Raw genomic sequence first — 16,140 nt, forward strand, 5'->3', positions numbered from 1 at the left:
TACCACCAGGGCACCGCACCGTCACCCGCTCGACAACGTGAGGATACCTTCCCCCCGGGGATCCCCCCAGCCGACCAGCCGCTTACCAAACCGGACAAATATCACAGCTCCGGCACCAGGACTCGAACCTGGACAACAAGGACCAAAACCTTGGGGGCTGCCAATTACCCAATGCCGGATCGATCCGACAATTCGGACGGATTCCGAAGGCCGGACACCCCTACGATACCGAGCCCTCCCGCTCCGGTGCGCGCCGATCTCCGCCTTCCCCGGCCCTGCCGGCCGGACGCCCGCCGTACGGTCACGGCGGACGCGGAAGCGGGCCGGGATTAGCGATCAGCGGGCAGGGCAGGCGGGAGGGCGATGGGACCCCTAGCAGGCCGGCTCGAGGGCGGCAAGTCACGGCGATGCCAGGAAATCGCCGGGAAAGAGTCCTGTTCACCGCGTTGGCGCTTTAGGGGTTCTAACTTACTGTTGCGTAGGTTACGGTTGCGTAGGCAAGCAAGACGCACCGCCTTCCCGATCTCATGAGGTACCGCATGACAGTCGTATCCGAACGCCCCGCACCGGGTCCCAAGCCGGAGATCGACCCGGAGCCGAAGACGCTCCCCGAACTCATCACCTTCGGCGTGGTCGTGGCCGCGCCGCTGGTCGCCCTGGTCGCCGCGATCCCGTTCGCCTGGGGATGGGGGCTGGGCTGGGTCGACATCGCGATCGCCGCCGTCTTCTACGTGGTGTCCGGACTGGGGGTGACGGTCGGGTTCCACCGCTACTTCACCCACGGCTCGTTCAAGGCGAAGCGCCCGCTGAAGCTGGCGCTGGGGATCGCGGGCAGCATCTCCCTGGAGATGTCGGTGCTCGACTGGGTGGCCACCCACCGCAAGCACCACAAGTTCTCCGACAAGGAGGGCGACCCGCACTCGCCGTGGCGGTTCGGGCCGGGCTTCTGGTCGATGGCCAAGGGCCTGCTCTGGGCGCACATGGGCTGGCTGTTCGAGACGCACCGCACGAACCGGGAGAAGTACGCCCCGGATCTGCTGAAGGACCCGGACATCATCAGGCTGCACAAGTGGTTCCCGGTGCTGGCGATCACCTCGATGACGGCCCCGGCGGTCCTGGGCGGGCTGCTGACCTGGTCCTGGTGGGGCGCGGTGACGGCCTTCTTCTGGGGCACGCTGATCCGGATCGGGCTGCTGCACCACGTGACGTGGTCGATCAACTCCATCTGCCACGTCTTCGGCGAGGAGGCGTTCGAGTCCCGCGACAAGTCCCGCAACGTGTGGTGGCTGGCCATCCCGTCCTTCGGCGAGTCCTGGCACAACCTGCACCACTCCGACCCGACCTGCGCCCGCCACGGCGCGCTGAAGGGTCAGATCGACCTCAGCGCCGGGGTGATCCGCTGGTTCGAGAAGGCGGGCTGGGCCTACGACGTCCGCTGGCCGACGCCGGAGCGCCTGGCGGCGAAGCGCATTGGAGGCTGACCGGCCCGCGGGGTCCGTTCCGGCGGGCCCGGCGGCGACGGCCGTCCCGGGTCCGCCCGTCCCGGTGGGTCCGGCGGCGGTGACCGGCCCGGCCCCGGCCGTCCCGCGGACCGCTCGGCGAAGCGCCCCGGGGACCGCCCTGGCGGTCCTTCCCGGCGCGGCGCTCGCGGCGGTTCCGTCCCGTACGGTGCCCGCCTCCCCGGTCGCCGGCGTCATCATTGAACGTGTGAACGAACCTCGGCGGCGGATGACCGGTAAGGAGCGCAGGGAGCAGCTGATCCAGGTCAGCCGCACCCTGTTCGCAGAGAAGGGGTTCGACGGCACGTCGGTGGAGGAGATCGCGGCGAGCGCCCACGTCTCCAAGCCGGTGGTCTACGAGCACTTCGGCGGCAAGGAGGGCGTCTACGCGGTCGTCGTCGACCGGGAGATGCAGAAACTGCTGGGCATGGTGACGGAGGCGCTGTCGGCCTCGCACGCCCTGGTGAAGCTGGAGCGGGCGGCGCTGGCGCTGCTGGCGTACGTCGAGGAGAACAGCGAGGGTTTCCGGATCCTGGTGCGCGACTCGCACGCGGCGTCGGGGACGGGCACGTTCGCCAGTCTGATCAACGACATCGCCAGCCAGGTCGAGGACGTCATGGTGGCCGAGTTCGCGGGCCGCGGTTACGACCCGAAGCTGGCGCCGATGTACGCGCAGATGCTGGTGGGCATGGTGGCGCTGACCGGCCAGTGGTGGCTGGACGTGCGCAGGCCGTCGCGCGAGGAGGTGGCCGCGCATCTGGTCAACCTCTCCTGGAACGGCCTGACGGGCCTGGATCCGCGTCCTCGGCTGACGGCGACCTCCCGGGAGGCGGAGAGGCGGCGTCCGGTGGCGCCGCGGCCGACGGACAAGGAGCTGCGGGAGCGGGAGAAGGCGCGCGAGCGGGAGCTCAAGGAGCTGGAGAGGATCCGGGAGCGGGAGCAGCGCGAGGCGGAGAAGCTGGCGCGCGAGCAGGAGAAGGCGCGGCAGCGGGAGCTGCGGGAGCGGGAGAAGGCGCGCGAGCGGGAGCTCAAGGAGCAGGAGCGGCTGCTGCGCGAGCAGGAGAAGGCCCGTGAGCGGGAGTTGCGGGAGCTGGAGAAGATCCGGCTCCGGGAGGCGCGGGCGGCCGAGCGGGAGGCCGCGAGGCTGGCGAAGGCGGCCGGGCGGGAGGCGGAACAGGAGGCTTCCCGCTCCCGGGAGTGAGCTCCCCGCTTCCCAGGGGTGGGCTCCCCGCCCCCGGGAGGAGGCTTCCCGGCCTCCGGGAGCGGGCTTCCCCCGCCTCAGGTGTGGGCTTTCCGCCCCTGGGGCCGGGAAGGCGGGAGAAGCAACAGCGTCCGTTGAGCCGTAGTTAACGTTACGTTCAACGAAAGCGGGCATTCTGGTCATATGTCCGCAGAACCTGCACCCCCCTCCCCGGAAGGGCTGCCTCTCCCCCAGGAGCGTTTCCTCAACCGCGAGGAGAGCTGGCTCCAGTTCAACCAGCGTGTCCTGGAGATGGCGGAGGACCCGTCCCTGCCGCTGCTGGAGCGGGTCAGGTTCCTGGCCATCTTCGCCAGCAACCTGGACGAGTTCTTCCGCGTCCGGGTGGCCGGCCTGAAGCGCCGGATGGCCACCGGCCTGCTGCTCCGCACCAAGAGCGGGCTGAAGCCGCGCGAGGAGCTGGCGAGGATCGCGGCGATCGCCGACGGCCTCGCGCAGCGGCACGCGGCCTGCTTCCACGAGAGGGTGCGCCCCGAGCTCACCGCCGAGGGCATCGCGATCGTCCGCTGGAACGACCTGAGCCGCGACGAGCGCACCGAGATGCGCAGGCTGTTCCGGGAGCGGATCCGGCCGGTGCTGACGCCGCTCGCCGTCGACCCGGCGCACCCCTTCCCCTACATCTCCGGGCTCTCGCTCAACCTCGCGGTGACCGTCCGCAACCCGGCGACCGGCCACACGGTGTTCGCCCGGGTGAAGGTGCCGAGCCGGCTGCCGCGTTTCGTCGCGGCGTCCAGGGAGCGCTTCGTCCCCCTGGAGGACGTGATCGCGGCCCATCTGGGCCAGCTGTTCAAGGGCATGGAGGTCGTCGAGCACCACGTCTTCCGGGTCACCCGCAACGAGGACCTGGACGTCGACGAGGACGTCACCGAGAACCTCATGCAGGCGCTGGAGAAGGAGCTGCTCAAGCGGCGGTTCGGCCCGCCGGTCCGGCTGGAGGTGGAGGACACCATCACGCCCGAGGTGCTCGACCTGCTGGTCGACGAGCTGGGCGTGGCCGAGCACGAGATCTACCGGCTGCCCGGCCCGCTGGACCTCACGGGGCTGCACACGATCGCCGACCTGGACCGGGGTGAGCTGAGCTTCCGCCCGTTCGTGCCGGCGGAGGTCGTGCACGTCGAGGACGACATCTTCACGGTGCTGCGGGAGCGGGACGTGCTGCTGCACCATCCGTACGACTCGTTCGCCACGAGCGTGCAGCGCTTCATCGAGCAGGCCGCCGCCGACCCGGGCGTGCTGGCCATCAAGCAGACGCTCTACCGCACCAGCGGCGACTCCCCGATCGTGGACGCGCTCATCGACGCAGCGGAGGCGGGTAAGCAGGTCGTCGTGGTGGTGGAGATCAAGGCGCGCTTCGACGAGCACGCCAACATCAGCTGGGCGCGCAAGCTGGAGCGGGCCGGGTGCCACGTGGTCTACGGCGTGGTGGGCCTGAAGACGCACTGCAAGCTGGCCCTGGTCGTACGGCAGGAGCCCTCCGGCGAGCTGCGCACCTACTGCCACATCGGCACGGGCAACTACAACCCGAAGACGGCGCGGCTCTACGAGGACCTGGGGCTGCTGACCGCCGACCCGCTGGTGGGCGAGGACGTCACGGACCTGTTCATCCACCTGACGGGCTACTCCAATCACACGGCCTACCGGCGGCTGCTGGTCGCCCCGCACTCGCTGCGCGGCGGCCTGCTGGCCAGGATCGACCGGGAGATCTCCCACCAGCAGGCGGGCCGTCCGGCCCGGATCCGGATGAAGACGAACTCCCTGGTGGACGAGCCGCTCATCGACGCGCTGTACCGGGCCTCGCAGGCGGGCGTCCCGGTGGACCTGTGGGTGCGCGGGGTCTGCACGCTGCGGCCGGGGATCCCGGGCCTGTCGGAGAACATCCGGGTCAGGAGCGTGCTGGGCCGGTTCCTGGAGCACTCGCGGATCTACGAGTTCGGCCAGGGCCGCAGGCCGGAGATCTGGATCGGCAGCGCCGACCTGATGCGCCGCAACCTGGACCGCCGGGTGGAGGCGCTGGTGAAGGTGACCGGCCAGAAGCACCGGCTCTACCTCAGCGACCTGCTGGACCGGGCGATGGCGGAGGACACGGCGACGTGGTGGCTGAACGCGGACGGCTCCTGGAGCCGGCACCGGGGCGAGGACCTGCAGAGCCATCTGGTGGGCACGAGGCGGTGGAGGTCGGTCGATGACTGAGCCCGTTCGGGCGCGCACCCGCCCGGGCGGCATGATCCGTGCCGCCGGGGCGGTGGTGTGGCGGGGCGAGGAGTCGGCTCCGGAGATCGCCGTCGTGCACCGGCCGGGGTACGACGACTGGTCCCTGCCGAAGGGCAAGCTGAAGCGGGGCGAGCACGTGATCGCCGGGGCGCTGCGCGAGGTGGCGGAGGAGACCGGGGCGACGGTCGTGCTGGGCCGGGCCCTTCCCCCGGCCCACTACATGAAGGGCGGCCGGCTCAAGCGGGTCGACTACTGGGTGGCGCGGGCGGTCGCCGAGGGGGCGCCCACCGCGGCGGACGAGGTGGACGAGGTGGCCTGGCTGCCGCCGGAGGAGGCGTGGCGGCGGCTGACCTACGAGCAGGACGCCGAGCTGCTCCGGTCGCTGTTCCGGTCACCGTCGGGGGCCCCGCTGGCGACCGTGCCGCTGGTCCTCGTCCGGCACGGCGTGGCGGGTTCGCGCGACGCGTGGGAGGGCGACGACGACCTGCGTCCCCTGGACGGGACCGGGCGGGCGCAGGCGGGGCGGCTGGCGGACGCGCTGGCGGGCTACCGCCCGGTGGAGCTGGTCAGCTCGCCGAGCCTGCGGTGCGTGCAGACCCTGGAGCCGTACGCCGGGCGGGCGGACCTGGAGATCCGCCGCGAGCCGCTGCTCTCGGAGAGCCGTCACGACCCCGCCGAGACCCTGCGCGTCGCGTCGGCGGTGCTGGAGTCGGGCGCGCCGGCGGCGCTGTGCAGCCACGGCAAGGTGCTCCCGGGACTGATCGCCGGCCTCGTCGGCGGACCGGACGAGGTACGGCTCGACAAGGGCGCGTTCCTGGTCGTGCACCGGGCGGGCGGCCGGATCGTCGCCGCGGACCGCTACCCCGCCTGAGACGGGCCGGACGGCCCCGCGGGGGCGGGGCCGTCCCCGGTCTCCGGGGCGGTCGTCCCGGGGCGCGTGCGGCGGCCGGTCGTACGGGTGCGGGTGCGCGGCGGACCGGGCCGCCGGGCGGATCAGAGGAGCTTGGCGACGGCCTTGGCCGTCTTCCGCCACACCCCGGGGAAGTCGGCGTGGGCCCGGTCGGCGCGGGCCCGCTCCAGGCCGGTCAGGACGCCGTAGGTGAAGGTGTCCTCCCCGGCCCGCCGCGCGGCTCGGGCCTCGGCCGCCAGCCGCCGCTGGGCCACCACGCCGTCCTGGTGGGCGCCGAGCACCTCCTGCACGGTCTCCGCCCGCTCGGCGAGCTCGGTCATGCCGAGTGATTCGGCGGTGTAGCGGGCCCGTTTGGCGGCCTTGCGCACCTCGTGCAGGGCGGTCGCCCGCTCGCCGGGGTCCTCCACCTCCTGGGCTGCCTCGTAGGCGCGGGTGACGCGCTGCCAGCTCTTGGCCGCGACGGCGGTGAGGGAGGCGGCGGGCCGGCCGGCGTCCTCGGTGAGCGCGGGGGTGGCCAGGAGGTCGTCGAGGGCGTCGAGCAGGGCGAAGTAGCGTTCGCCGCCGAGCGCCTCCCTGATGCGGTCGTGGGCCTCGTGCTCGTCGTCGAGCAGGTCGGAGCCGAGGCGGGCGCGGACCGGGCCCGCGACCAGGTCCTCGTCCAGCCCGTCCAGGGCGCGGGCGAAGCGCTCCCTGATCACCTCCAGGTCGCGGGCCTCGCCGAGGACCTCGCCCAGCCATCTGAGCTCGTCCCGCAGCGGGCGGGTGCCGGCGACGATCCCCTTGAAGGACTTCAGGGCGCTCCGCGTCCGGCGGCAGGCGACGCGCATCCGGTGGACGGCGTCCTCCTCGTTCCGGCGCACCCGGGGGTCCTCGGCGAGCAGGACGGCGGCCTGGGAGGCCAGGTAGCCGACGACGGCCTCTCCGGCGCTTCCCGGTGCGGTCCGCGCGAGCCGCGGGCGGGGGATTTCGCGGGCGGCGCCGAGCAGGCGGGCGAGTTTGCTGGCCGATCCGGCGGGGACCGCCCCGGCCTTGCGGAGCCGCTTGCCGACCTTGCGCAGGAGCTTCGCGTCGCCTTCGATCAGCTCGGCCTCGACCTCGCGCCAGCGCTCGACGTACGGCTCGCCGCCGAGCACGGTGCCCTTGACCCGGTCGTCGGCGATCTCCACCAGGCGTACGCCCGCGCCGTTGCGCAGGTGGGTGACCGAGCGGCGGGTGTCGAGCTCGGCGACCGGCGTGAGGGGGGCGCCTCTGGTGTAGGCGAGGACGAGGTCGGCCAGCTCGGCCGGAACGATCTTGGTGCTGGGGGTCAGCGGACGGGTGATCTCCTGCCGGACGCCTTTGGCCCTGGGCAGTTTGAGGTGCCAGCCGGGGTCGAGGCCCCCTCTGCGGCGGCGGAGGGTGATGCCGCGGGCGGCGAGTCTCAGGTCGGGGGTGTCGAAGTAGATCGCGACCAGCCGGTGGGACTTGGGGCCGGCGGTCTCGTCGCAGCCCGGCAGTCCCGTCAGGTCGGGGAGCCGGTAGTCCTCCGGGACGTCGAACTTGTCCTCGATCTCCATCGCCACGAGCCCACCCCTTTTGCCCGACCATCTATCACGCTATCGCGTTATTTACCGACAATCCGTTATTCATCCGTGGCGACCTTGCGCACCACGGCGAAGACGCGCCGGAAGGGGAAGGGCGTGCCGTACGGCCGGCGGGGATACGCCTCGTTCAGCAGGATGCCGCAGTCGGTGAGGAACTCCTCGTGCTCGGCCTCGGGCAGGCGGTCGAGCATGGGGCGCAGGGCCGTGCCCGCGATCCAGCCGAGGACGGCGTTCCGGCCCGGCAGGACGTGCAGGTAGGTGGTCTCCCAGGCGTCCACCTCGCGGCCCGGTCCGGCGAGCAGGTCCAGGTAGTCGGCGGGCCCGCCGACCGGGTCGTGCCGGACCAGGTCGCCGAGCCAGTCGAACCACTTGACCCGGATCACCTCGCGGACCGCCTCGTGGCTGGGCGCGTGGAAGTTGCCGGGGACCTGGAAGGCGAGCCATCCGCCGGGGGCGAGGTCCTCGACCCAGCGCGTCAGCAGCTCCGGGTGGTCCGGCACCCACTGCAGCACCGCGTTGCACACGATCACGTCCACCGGGCGCTCCGGGCGCCAGTCCGCGACGTCGCCGACGGAGAAGGACAGCCGGTCGCCGGCCGGGGCCCGCTCGATCATCGCGGGCGAGGAGTCGAAGCCGTGGACCTCGGCCTCCGGCCAGCGCCGGGCCAGCTCCGCGGTGAGCTCGCCGCTGCCGCAGCCCGCGTCGACGACGTAGCCGGGGCGTTCCGCGCCGATCCTGGCGACCAGGTCGCGGAAGGGGCGCGCCCGCTCCTCGGCGTAGCGGGCGTAGACCTCGGGGTCCCACATATCTCTTGACATCAAGATAATCGATATCAAGTTATATATCTCGATGTCAAGACAGATACACTCCCTGCCATGACCTCGCACCACCCGGACAGGACCGAGGACGAAGTCGACCTCCTGGTCGCCGCCTGGCGGCAGGAGCGTCCCGACCTCGACGTGGAACCGCTCCAGGTGCTCAGCCGCGTCTCCCGGCTGGCCCGCCACCTCGACCGGGCCCGGCGCGCGTCGTTCGCCGAGCACGATCTGGAGACCTGGGAGTTCGACGTGCTCACCGCCCTGCGCCGGGCCGGCGAGCCGTACGAGCTGAGCCCGGGGGCCCTGCTCCGCGCGACCCTCGTCACCTCCGGGACCATGACCAACCGGATCGACCGCCTGGCCGCCGCCGGGCTCGTCACCCGCCGCCCCGATCCCGAGGACCGGCGCGGCGTCCTGGTCTCGCTGACCGAGGCGGGCCGCAAGCGCGTGGACGACGCCTTCGCCGACCTGCTCCGCCGCGAGCGCGAGTTGCTGGCCGGCCTCGGACAGCATGAACAGCAGGCCCTCGCGGGCCTGCTGCGCACGCTACTCATCCCTTTTGACGCGACGGACACCGGAGCACCCTGAACCACAGGACTCTCTGTGCCCGCCCTGCGGGAAATAAACGCGATCTGCGGAATGTCATTCGCCGAGGCGGTCGGCGAGCTCCATCCACGCGGTCTCGATGTCGTCCTTCTCGGCCCGGACCGCCTTGAGCTCCGCGTCCAGCTCGGCCAGACGGCCGTAGTCGGCGGCGGCCGCCGCCATGGAGTCGTGCAGCTTCGCCTCCCGGCCGGCCAGCTTGTCGAGCTGGCGCTCCAGCCGGGAGAGCTCCTTGCGGAGCTCGCGCTCCTCCTTCGCCGACAGGCCCGGACCGGCCTCCGCGGCCGGGGCGGCGGAGGCGGCGGCGGACGAGGGGGCCGCCGGGGAGGCCGAACCGGAGCCCGAGGCCGCGCGCGCCGACAGGGCCGCGCCCGAGGCGCGCCGCTGGAGGTACTCGTCCACGCCGCCGGGGAGCATCGACAGCTTCCCGTCGCCCAGCAGCGCCACGCAGCGGTCGGCGACCCGCTCCAGGAAGTAGCGGTCGTGGCTGACCAGGATCAGCGTGCCGGGCCAGCCGTCGAGCAGGTCCTCCAGCTCGTTCAGCGTCTCGATGTCGAGGTCGTTGGTCGGCTCGTCGAGCAGCAGGACGTTCGGGTCGTCCATGAGCAGCCGGAGCAGCTGCAGGCGGCGGCGCTCACCGCCCGACAGGTCGCCGACGACCTTCCACTGCGCCTCGCCCTTGAAGCCGAGGCGCTCCAGCAGCGCCGAGGCCGTCCACTCCTTCTTGCCGACCTGGACGAACTTGCGGATCTCCTCGACGGTCTCCAGCACCCGGCGGGACGGGTCGAGCTCGCCCAGCTCCTGCGACAGGTGCGCCAGCCGTACCGTCCGGCCGCGCACGACCTTGCCGGAGTCGGGCTGGACGGTGCCGGACAGCAGCCGCAGCAGCGAGGACTTGCCCGAGCCGTTCACCCCGATCAGGCCGATCCGGTCGCCGGGGCCGAACTGCCAGGTGCAGCGGTCGAGCACCAGCGGGCCCTGGTCGGGGCCGCCCGCGTGCAGGGTCACGTCCTCCAGGTCGTAGACCGTACGACCCAGCCGGGCGGCGGCGAACTTCACCAGCTCGACGCTCTCCCGCGGCGGCGGCTCGTCGGCGATCAGCGCCTGGGCGGCGTCGATGCGGAACTTGGGCTTGGAGGTGCGCGCGGGCGGGCCGCGGCGCAGCCAGGCGATCTCCTTGCGCATGAGGTTCTGCCGCCGGGCCTCGGAGGCCGCGGCGATGCGGGCGCGCTCGGCCTTGGCCAGCACGTAGGCGGCGTAACCGCCCTCGTAGCGCTCGACCGCGCCGTCGACGACCTCCCACGTCCGGGTGGAGACCGCGTCGAGGAACCACCGGTCGTGGGTGACGACCACCAGTGCGGTCCGCCGCGCGGACAGGTGCCTGGCCAGCCAGTCGATGGCCTCGATGTCCAGGTGGTTGGTGGGCTCGTCCAGGATGATCAGGTCGTGCTCCTCGATGAGGAGCCGGGCCAGGGCCGTACGGCGCCGCTCGCCGCCGGACAGGCTCCGCGCCGGGGCGGTCAGGTCGATGTCGCCGAGCAGGTTGGCGAGGATCTCGCGGATGCCCGCGTCGCCCGCCCACTCGTGCTCGGGCCGGTCACCGAGGACGATCTCGGCCACCGAGCGCGCGGGATCGAGGTCGTCGCCCTGCGACAGGGTGCCGACGTGCAGGCCGCGGTTGTGCGTGACCCGGCCCTCGTTGGGCTTCAGCCGTCCGGCGATCACCGAGATCAGCGTCGTCTTGCCGCCGCCGTTGCGGCCGACCACGCCGATGCGGTCGCCCGCCTCGATGCCGAGGGAGACGTCCTTCAGCAGCGGCTTGGGACCGTAGGAGTGGGAGACCGACTCAAGATTGACCAGATTCATCTTGTGACAAGGGTATCCGAGGCGGCACGGGGCTCCGGCTTCCCGGCGGCGCGCTCCCCGGTCCCGCGCCGCCCCCCTGCCCGGGCGGCGCTCAGGAGTAGTCGGACCCCGGACGGACGATCATGAGGACCACGACGGCCGCCCAGAGCAGGTTGTAGACCCCCGCGAGCATGCCGAGGGTGCGCAGCCGCCCGCCGTCGTCGGGGTCGGCGAGGGCCTCGCTCTGCAGCGGCCGGATCCACAGGGTGAGCAGTCCGCCCGCGGCCGCGGTGAGGGCCATGGAGACGCTGATCCAGATCTCACCGATCCGGCCCTGGACGAAGGCCAGGACGATTCCCACGACGGGCACGATGACGGCGAGCACGCCGTAGCCGCGGGTGATGCGGTGCATCGCGACGGCCACGGCCCGGTTGCGGTCGCCCGGCTCCTCCGGACGCGGACCGGCGGTCGCGTCCGCCGTGGCCGCGCCCACCGGGACGCCCGAGGCGGACGGGACGGCCGACGAGGCACCCGTCGGGGCGCCCGAGGCGACCGGGACGGCCGGCGAGGCCGCGGCGATCGGGGCGTAGCGGGGGAACAGACTCGCCGCGACCGCCGAACCCCCGACGAACACGATGCCGGCGAGCACATGTATCGAGAGCAGCAGACCTTCCACGGGTTCCTCCCATCGCAACCTTCAGGGTGCCTGAAGCGTAACAGATGCTTCAGGCGGCCTGAAGGATGTGATGGGTCAGACGTCCGGGCCGTCCGGGATCTCTCCTCGGGACGGAACCGCCCGGAGGGAGGGCTGCCTGATGGAGAACCTCCCGATGGAGGGCCACCGACGAGAAGCAGGCGGGGTCCCGGCGGAGGATCCCACCCGGCGGAGGACGGGGGTCAGGGCCGGGCGCGTCCCCCGAAGGCCGCACGCACGGTGTCGGCGATCCGGCGCTGGACCGGGTCGGCGTCCGGGCCGAACAACCGCTCGTCGACCTCGGCCACGGCCTTCATCGCCTCCCGCATGAGACGCTCGCCCTCGGGCGTGAGCTCGATGGCCGAGGCGGATCCGGCGCGGGCGGTGGTGTCGCGGACCAGCCCGGCGCCGGACAGCGCCTTCACCGCCGAGTGGACGCTCTGGACGGTTATCCCCGACATCCGCGCCAGGTCGCTGAACGAGGCGCCGGGCACCCCGGAGATGTGTCCGAGCAGGCCGAACCTGCTCACCGTCAGCCCGAGCGGCGCGAGGGCGGCGCCCAGTTCGGACTCGATCCGGTGCGCCAGGGTGAGCAGCACGATGGAGGGGCTGGTCGCCGGCGGGCCCGGGCGGGCGTTCTCGATCGTCACCGCCCAAGTCTCCCGCACCGCTCCCGGAGGGACCGCGCACTACACGACGGCGGGTCCCGGGACGGGGCCGTGGGCGGTCAGGACCTCGCGGGCCACGCCCGCGTCCCGCAGTGCCCCGGCCAGTTCCCCGGCGTGCGCCGCGGAGGCGGCGAGGAAGGCGCAGGTCGGCCCCGAGCCGGAGACGAGCGCGCCGAGCGCGCCGTGCCCGCGCCCGGCCTCCAGGGTGGCGGCCAGGGAGGGGCGCAGCCGCAGGGCGGCCGACTGCAGGTCGTTGGTCAGCTCGGCGCCGAGCGCCTTGGCGTCGCCGTCGCGGAGCGCGGCCAGCAGCGCCCCGGCGGCCCGGGGTTCGGCGACCGGCAGCCCCTCCTCCGCCCGGATGCGGTCGCACTCGGCGTAGACCTTCGCCGTGGACAGGCCCCCGTCGGCCAGCGCGAACACCCAGTGGAACGGCCCGGCCGCCTCCAGGGAGGTCAGCCGCTCGCCCCGGCCCGTGCCGACGGCGGTGCCGCCGAGCAGCGCGAACGGCACGTCGCTGCCGATGTCGGCGGCGATCTCCATCAGGTCCTCCAGCGGCAGGCCGAGGCCCCACAGCTCGTTGCAGGCGACCAGCGCCGCGGCGGCGTCGGCGCTGCCCCCGGCCATGCCGCCGGCCACCGGGATCGCCTTGCGGATGGCCAGGCTCACGCCGTACGAGCGGCCCGCGTGCCGGGCCAGCGCGACGGCGGCCCGGATGGCGAGGTTGTCGTCGTCCTCGGGCACCTGGTCGGCGGACTCGCCCTCGACCCGGACGCTCATCCCGGTCTCCGCGACGGCCGTCACCTCGTCGAAGAGCGAGACCGCGTGGAAGACGTTGACCAGGTCGTGGTAGCCGTCGCCCCGGAGCGGCCCGACCGCGAGCTGCAGGTTGACCTTGGCGGGGACGCGGACGGTCACGGAGTTCATGCGGCGCCCTCCACCGGCTCTTGCTCATGCATGGTCACCGATGGTAACGGGGGCGCCGGTCCGCCCACGCCAGCACGCCGACAAATCACGCTATGTGCGGTTCTCAGCGATCCGCGCGAAATCTTCCACCGTGAGCTGCTCCCCCCGCTCCGAGGGGTCGATCCCCGCGGCGCGCAGCGCGCTCTCGGCGGCGGCGGCCGTACCCGCCCAGGAGGCCAGGGCGGCGCGGAGGGTCTTGCGGCGCTGCGCGAAGGCGGCGTCCACGACGGCGAAGACCTCCTCGCGGGTCGCCCCGGTCGCCGGAGGCTCCCGGCGGGTCATCGCCACCAGCCCGGAGTCCACGTTGGGCACGGGCCAGAAGACCGTACGGCCGACCGGGCCGGCGCGGCGGACGTCGGCGTACCACGCGGCCTTGACCGAGGGGATCCCGTAGATCTTCGAGCCCGGCGCGGCCGCCAGCCGGTCGGCCACCTCCGACTGGACCATGATCAGGACGTTGCGCAGCGAGGGCAGGACCTCCAGCAGGTGCAGCACCACCGGCACGGAGACGTTGTAGGGCAGGTTCGCCACCAGCGCGGTCGGCCTGTCCTCCGGCAGCTCCTCCGGCAGCACGCGCATGGCGTCGGCGAGCACCACCGTGAGCCGGTCGGCCAGCTCGGGGGCGTGCTCGGCGACGGTCGCCGGGAGCTGCGCGGCGAGGACCGGGTCGATCTCCACCGCGACCACCGAGCGGACCTCCGGCAGCAGGGCCAGGGTGAGCGAGCCCAGGCCGGGGCCGACCTCGATCACCACGTCGTCGGGGCGCAGCTCCGCGGTCCGGACGATCCTGCGCACCGTGCCGGCGTCGATCACGAAGTTCTGGCCGAGTTTCTTGGTCGGGCGGATGTCCAGCCTCTGTGCAAGATTACGTATCTCCACCGGGCCCAGCAGGCTCATGCTCGATCTCCGCCCCCGGGCGCGGCGCAGGTGCGCACCCCGCCGTGCCTGCGGTCTCGTCCGCGTCCGATCACTTTCCCTCTCCCCATGCCATCCGACAAGTCTCGCGCATCGAATGCCGTGCGAAGACGCATCCTGGACACGAAAGGCTCGCCTGTGGATACCGTTGTCCCCCGGGGGACGGCCTTCGAGGGCTCATTCGAGGGTTCAAGGGACGATGATCTTTTGGGTGAGGTGGCCGTGGACCAGCCCGGCGTCGAAGGGCTCCGCATCGGCGATCCCGAGCGGATCGGGCCGTACCGCCTGCTCGGACGCCTCGGCGAGGGCGGCATGGGGACCGTCTACCTGGCGCAGGCGCCCACCGGGCGGCCGGTCGCCGTCAAGGTGGTGAAGGCGGAGTTCGCGATCGAGGAGGGGTTCGCCTCCCGGTTCCACGCGGAGGTGGAGAACGCCCGGCGGGTGGCCTCGTTCTGCACCGCCCAGGTGCTCGACAACGGCAACGCCGACGACGGTCGGCCGTACATGGTGACCGAGTACATCGCGGGCACCCCCCTGTCCCGGCAGATCTTCCAGCACGGCGCGCTCGAACCGGGCCCGCTGCACGGCGTCGCCCTCGGCGTGGCCGCCGCGCTGGCCGCGATCCACGTGGCCGGGCTGGTCCACCGCGACCTCAAGCCGGCCAACGTGATCCTGTCGCTGTCCGGGCCCCGGGTGATCGACTTCGGCATCGCCCGCGCGCTGGACTCCACCTCCGGGTTCACCAAGTCCGGCGAGGTGCTCGGCAGCCCCGGCTGGTGGGCTCCGGAGCAGGTACGGGGCCAGGAGATCACCCCGGCGGCCGACGTCTTCGCCTGGGGCTGCCTGGTCGCCTACGCCGGGAACGGCCGCCACCCCTACGGCCGCGGAAACATGATCACCATGGCCTCCCGGCTGCTCAACGGTCCGCCCGACCTGGGGGCGCTCCCCGCCCCGCTGAACGACCTGGCCCGGCTGGCCACCTCGATGGACCCCTATCAGCGCCCGACCGCCCAGGACCTGCTGATCGCCCTGGTCGGCGGCGGCATCGCGGCCCCGGCTCCCGCGGCGGCCCTCCCGGTGGACCCGCCCACGCTGGTCGCCACCGACGCGCTGGCCGAGTCGTGGCAGGCCCCGCCCAACGTCGAGTCGGACGCCACGCTGACGCTCAGCGTCCTCGACCTGCAGGTCCCGGCCGCACCCGCGCCCGCGGAGCCCTCCACGGTTCCGGGAGCCGCCACGGACCCCTCGGTCCCCCCGGCTCCCCCGGCGCACACCGCTCCCGCCGAACCCCGGGTGCCCACCGGACCCGCCACGCCCCCGGGATCCGCCGCGACCCTGCCTGCCGCGCCTCCGGGATCCACCTCGGGACCTGTCTCCTCGTTCGCCGCTCCGACGACGCCGGCGGTACCGGTGAAGGCGGCGGGTCCTTCCGGCCGGTCGGGGACGCCCCGATGGCGGTGGATGCTCGCCGGGCTGGCCGTGGTGGCGGCGCTGGCCGTCACGGGGTTCGTACTGGCGAATCTCATCGGCGGAGGCGAGAACCCGGTGAAGCCGTCGGCCTCCGCCGGGAGCGCCACCCCCGGCGCCGACGTGGGCCGCCGGATCACGCTCGGCGCCGCGATCGGCGGCCCCCAGCTGATCGTGCCCGTCGCGCCCTCCTGCGACCTGATCTCCTACCGGGGGGCCGCCCCGGCCCGCGGGCGGTTCTGCGTGATCCGCTGGACCCTGCTCAACACCGGCGGCACGCAGGTCCGGCTGAGCCGGACCCCGCTCACCCTGGTGGACGACCGGGGCTCCGCACACACCCCCGAGCCCGCCTCGTCCGGACCCCCGTCCGATCTGGCCCCCGGCGCCAGGGCGGACGGGGTCCTCGTCTACGACCTTCCGCCGGTCCGCGGACCGCTCAAGCTCACCGGCCCCGTGATCGAGGGCAGCGAGGACATCGAGGTGAGACTGTCTTGACATCCTCCTCCGCCTGAAGGCGGAGGATTCCGACCTGGTTCCCAAGGAGGAAACCATGTTGAGGTTCGCGGTTCACCGGCTGGGCAACCCCGAAGCCTCCCCGCGCAGCCACCCCATGCCCTGGGGCGGTCGTACCGGTGGTGGCTTGGTTATCGCCACCGAGCGAGACGGTACCAGAACGCGGCGCTCGGGGGTCCGGATTCCTCCCCGG

General features: G+C 72.9%; 13 protein-coding genes and 1 tRNA gene. 6 read left to right on the top strand and 8 right to left on the bottom strand.

The window, feature by feature from the left end; translation table 11 throughout:
• Window positions 1-107: 107 nt before the first annotated feature.
• A tRNA-Gln gene (locus HS048_RS00595) sits at window positions 108-179 on the bottom strand.
• Between the two features lie 360 nt (window positions 180-539).
• On the opposite strand from HS048_RS00595, the gene HS048_RS00600 reads away from it, so the two are divergent.
• The 4 genes from HS048_RS00600 (at window position 540) to HS048_RS00615 (ending at window position 5,839) form a co-directional block, all read left to right on the top strand.
• Window positions 540-1,481: an acyl-CoA desaturase gene (locus HS048_RS00600; protein WP_068901090.1), complete on the top strand. Its 942-nt coding sequence runs from the start codon at window positions 540-542 to the stop codon at window positions 1,479-1,481.
• Window positions 1,482-1,707: 226 nt separating this feature from the next.
• Window positions 1,708-2,700 carry a TetR/AcrR family transcriptional regulator gene (locus HS048_RS00605; RefSeq protein ID WP_231647524.1) on the top strand — a complete coding sequence of 331 codons (993 nt, stop codon included), beginning with the start codon at window positions 1,708-1,710 and terminating at the stop codon, window positions 2,698-2,700.
• A 183-nt stretch (window positions 2,701-2,883) separates the two neighbouring features.
• Entirely contained in the window at window positions 2,884-4,947 is a 2,064-nt protein-coding gene (locus HS048_RS00610; protein WP_068901085.1) for an RNA degradosome polyphosphate kinase, read from the top strand.
• Window positions 4,940-5,839: an NUDIX hydrolase gene (locus tag HS048_RS00615; protein ID WP_230880673.1), complete on the top strand. Its 900-nt coding sequence runs from the start codon at window positions 4,940-4,942 to the stop codon at window positions 5,837-5,839. The genes HS048_RS00610 and HS048_RS00615 overlap by 8 nt, the downstream gene beginning before the upstream one ends.
• A 122-nt stretch (window positions 5,840-5,961) precedes the next feature.
• On the opposite strand, the gene HS048_RS00620 is transcribed toward HS048_RS00615, so the two are convergent.
• Window positions 5,962-7,434: a CYTH and CHAD domain-containing protein gene (locus HS048_RS00620; RefSeq protein ID WP_230880911.1), complete on the bottom strand. Its 1,473-nt coding sequence runs from the start codon at window positions 7,432-7,434 to the stop codon at window positions 5,962-5,964.
• Between the two features lie 65 nt (window positions 7,435-7,499).
• The gene (locus HS048_RS00625) at window positions 7,500-8,279 is read right to left on the bottom strand and encodes a trans-aconitate 2-methyltransferase (RefSeq protein ID WP_230880674.1); all 780 of its coding nucleotides are present in this window, start codon (window positions 8,277-8,279) and stop codon (window positions 7,500-7,502) included.
• A gap of 57 nt (window positions 8,280-8,336) precedes the next feature.
• Here HS048_RS00625 and HS048_RS00630 point away from each other — a divergent pair, with 57 nt between their 5' ends.
• Window positions 8,337-8,867 (top strand): MarR family winged helix-turn-helix transcriptional regulator, encoded by a 531-nt coding sequence (locus tag HS048_RS00630; RefSeq protein ID WP_068901078.1) that lies wholly within the window; start codon window positions 8,337-8,339, stop codon window positions 8,865-8,867.
• A gap of 54 nt (window positions 8,868-8,921) precedes the next feature.
• On the opposite strand, the gene HS048_RS00635 is transcribed toward HS048_RS00630, so the two are convergent.
• The 5 genes from HS048_RS00635 to rsmA form a co-directional block, all read right to left on the bottom strand.
• On the bottom strand, window positions 8,922-10,748 hold the full coding sequence (locus HS048_RS00635) for an ABC-F family ATP-binding cassette domain-containing protein (RefSeq protein WP_068901076.1): 1,827 nt from the start codon (window positions 10,746-10,748) through the stop codon (window positions 8,922-8,924).
• A 91-nt stretch (window positions 10,749-10,839) separates the two neighbouring features.
• Complete coding sequence (locus HS048_RS00640) at window positions 10,840-11,403, bottom strand: hypothetical protein (protein WP_196465803.1); 564 nt, start codon at window positions 11,401-11,403, stop codon at window positions 10,840-10,842.
• 221 nt (window positions 11,404-11,624) lie between these two features.
• Complete coding sequence (locus HS048_RS00645) at window positions 11,625-12,071, bottom strand: MarR family winged helix-turn-helix transcriptional regulator (RefSeq protein ID WP_068901070.1); 447 nt, start codon at window positions 12,069-12,071, stop codon at window positions 11,625-11,627.
• A gap of 39 nt (window positions 12,072-12,110) precedes the next feature.
• Window positions 12,111-13,013 carry a 4-(cytidine 5'-diphospho)-2-C-methyl-D-erythritol kinase gene (locus tag HS048_RS00650; protein WP_196465804.1) on the bottom strand — a complete coding sequence of 301 codons (903 nt, stop codon included), beginning with the start codon at window positions 13,011-13,013 and terminating at the stop codon, window positions 12,111-12,113.
• Window positions 13,014-13,103: 90 nt separating this feature from the next.
• On the bottom strand, window positions 13,104-13,949 hold the full coding sequence (rsmA, locus tag HS048_RS00655; RefSeq protein ID WP_068901066.1) for a 16S rRNA (adenine(1518)-N(6)/adenine(1519)-N(6))-dimethyltransferase RsmA: 846 nt from the start codon (window positions 13,947-13,949) through the stop codon (window positions 13,104-13,106).
• 234 nt (window positions 13,950-14,183) lie between these two features.
• Here rsmA and HS048_RS00660 point away from each other — a divergent pair, with 234 nt between their 5' ends.
• Window positions 14,184-15,929: a protein kinase gene (locus tag HS048_RS00660; protein WP_307832546.1), complete on the top strand. Its 1,746-nt coding sequence runs from the start codon at window positions 14,184-14,186 to the stop codon at window positions 15,927-15,929.
• The last annotated feature ends 211 nt before the right edge of the window (window positions 15,930-16,140 follow it).

It is taken from the genome of Planomonospora sp. ID91781 (assembly GCF_015711595.1).
GTDB classification, from domain to species: Bacteria; Actinomycetota; Actinomycetes; order Streptosporangiales; family Streptosporangiaceae; genus Planomonospora; species Planomonospora parontospora.